Annotated in this window: 2 protein-coding genes and 1 pseudogene; all 3 read right to left on the reverse strand. The window is 68.5% G+C overall.

The features are described 5' to 3' along the window. Positions 1-593: 593 nt before the first annotated feature. On the reverse strand, positions 594-1139 hold the full coding sequence (locus ND747_RS09985) for a hypothetical protein (protein WP_251733218.1): 546 nt from the start codon (positions 1137-1139) through the stop codon (positions 594-596). Between the two features lie 3 nt (positions 1140-1142). Then, complete coding sequence (locus ND747_RS09990; protein ID WP_251733219.1) at positions 1143-2249, reverse strand: XRE family transcriptional regulator; 1107 nt, start codon at positions 2247-2249, stop codon at positions 1143-1145. A 103-nt stretch (positions 2250-2352) separates the two neighbouring features. Beyond that, positions 2353-2551 (reverse strand): annotated as a pseudogene (locus tag ND747_RS09995) (dihydroflavonol 4-reductase); the annotation flags it as partial.

Consider the following 2551-nt stretch of genomic DNA (forward strand, 5'->3'; position numbering starts at 1 on the left):
AGCAGTACCTGCGGCGGCGACCGCGGCGGCCCTCCCCTGGTCGACCAGGGGAGGGCCATCTGCAGCACGATCACCTGCGGCACGGTCGAGGGCGGTCTGATCGTCGGCGCCCGCGGGTTCGTTGCTGACCGCGGATCCGTCGGAGCCGCCCTGTCGTGAGGGGTGCCTTATGCTCATCACCCGCCCACAAAAATCGGGCAAAAGCAGACAAAAATGGCGGGGCGAGGCGGCACGAATACGGTCACCTGTCGCCTCTTCCACCTGATGGCACTGATTAGCCCGTTAGGCCTACCACCATAGGCAACACCACCGACAGGTGGCGGAGTCGACGCCGAGTTTGTGACAACTACCGCGACGAACCAGGCAGATGTGCACCGACAGACGCACCCCGACCACCGGAACACCCTGCACCCAGTCCGGATCGACGTCGCCCGCGTACGCTGCGCCGCACTCCCCCGATCCCCGCACTCACCACCGCAAGAGCCCGGACCGGTGAAACCCCAGGCCTGCAGAACCACACCCCGACTTCCCAGGACCCCCGGACACCGAGTGCCAGGCGCCGACACGGACCTCCGATCGGGAAAGCCTGCCGGTCAGGAGGCCAGCCAGGTGTCGAACGACGCCCGATCCTCAGCCACACCGGTCGGGATGGCCCGCGGATAGTCGCGTAGGGTAATGGCGTATCCCCAGAGCGTCTCCGCCTTGAGCATGCCGCTACGTACCGACGCCTTGAGCAGATGCCAGGTGGTGATCGCGGTGATGCCGTTGCGGGTGGCGAGCCGGGTCGCCGCCCGGTCGTCGGTGACGAACAGCCCCTTCACTTGGCGCCGCGACATGATGGCGAGCGTCTCAGCCTCACCGAGGTGATGATGCCGACTGTCGCCGGGGCCGGCGAGACCGTCCCGCATGATCATTGCATCCTGCAGCTCGGCCGGATCGGGTAGCCATGGTGAACCGAAGATACGACGGGCGGCGGCGAGCACATCGAGCCCTGGTTCCCGCGCGGAACGGCGGCATTCCGATTCGACGGTGGCACACCAGCGGCCGTTGCCGTTGACGAGCCGTTCCAACAGATCCATCCGGCCGATGATCGCAAAGTTGACGAGCACGGTGTTGTCGGGAAAGAGCAGGACAGGCACGGTTCAGTGGCCCAGCACCTCGACCAGATCATCCACATTCACCTCGGGCGCCGAGGGCATGTCAACCTCCACCTCGTCCGGGTCGACACCCAGCATCCAGGCAAGCGTCTCCTTACCGAGCGCGCCGGTGGCGATTCCCGCCAGATGCGCCTCGGTGAGCTCGAGGGGAAAGCGGCGGCGGGCGGCCGCCTGCATCCGCAGCGTGATCTCATCTTCGCCGGTGCGGGACTCCCAGTGCCGCCGCAGCAGACGCTGCGTCTTCTGCCCAGCCCACTCGCCCACCAGCGTGGGCAGCTCGCCGTGCACCGCGTTCAACCGGCGGGCCAGCGCATCGATGGATACTCCACGCTGCCAGACCATATCGGCGAGACCGGCGGAATCCAGGCTGGCCCATTCGACCTGCACGAGCAGCTCCCGCGGCAACAACAGGTCTGCGGCGAAGGCGTTCGCGGCGCTCTCCCGCCGGTTCGACTCGGCCTCGGAGGCGCCATCCTCATGGTGGCCGAGTACGAGATGGCCAAGCTCATGTGCCAGCGACCAGTTCTCCCGAAACCAGTTACCGGTGCCGGGCAGCACGATCACCCGATGCCCACCGATGGACAACGAGTACGCCGTGGACAGCCCGGGAAGCCGGACCACGCCGATGCCGAGGCGAGCCTCCAGCCGCTCGGCGAAGGGACGGACGAAGTCATCCCCCAGCACCGCCCGGATCTCCCGCGGACCGGACGGCAGGGGTGGCGGAGCCAGCGTCTGCGGGGCGAGACGGGGCTCGGGATAGGCCTGCCGGTAGGCCAAGGCGATGTCCGCCAGGAGGCGCTGGTCGGCCTCGCGGGCGGGCACGTCACGGCGGCCGGTGGCGTGATCGAAGGTATGGCGCGCGGCCACGACCAGCCGGTAGGGATCGGCCCGACCAGTGATCATCCAGTGCAGATCCGCACCGAGCAGATCGGCCAGCCGGGCCAGCTCGATCGAGGAGAAGGCACGCCGGTCGTTCAGTGCGCGCGAGAACGCGTCGGGCGTCATGTCGATCTCACGGGCAATGTCCTGCTGGCGGGCGCCGGGACGCGCCTGGCTGATCTGCTCCAGCACGCGCTCACCGATGCTGCGCATGTGCCCATCATACTCGGAGATTGGGATTTTCCCAATCGATCGCTCAGGATCTTCGTCGATCGCCCAGGGCCCGCTCCGGACAGGGGCAATGACCGGCGACCGGTCAGGATCCGGGCAGTGCCGCGAGCGTGTACCGCAGACCGTCCACCAGCGCCGTCGGCTCCCAGCCGAGTTCGGCCCGGGCCCGGCTCGCATCCGGCACGGCGTTCCAGCGCAGGTAGTGCAGCTGGCCGCGGGCCAGCGGCGGTGGACGGCGGGTCAGCCGCGCCACCGCCTCGCCACCGGCCGCCAGCAGCCCGGCC

It is taken from the genome of Frankia sp. R82 (assembly GCF_023716925.1).
Taxonomy (GTDB): Bacteria; Actinomycetota; Actinomycetes; order Frankiales; family Frankiaceae; genus Frankia.

Bases quoted from the DNA above. Each gene is read 5' to 3' on its own strand.
- ND747_RS09990 (WP_251733219.1), bottom strand. From the start codon at position 2,249: ATGCGCAGCATCGGTGAGCGCGTGCTGGAGCAGATCAGCCAGGCGCGT.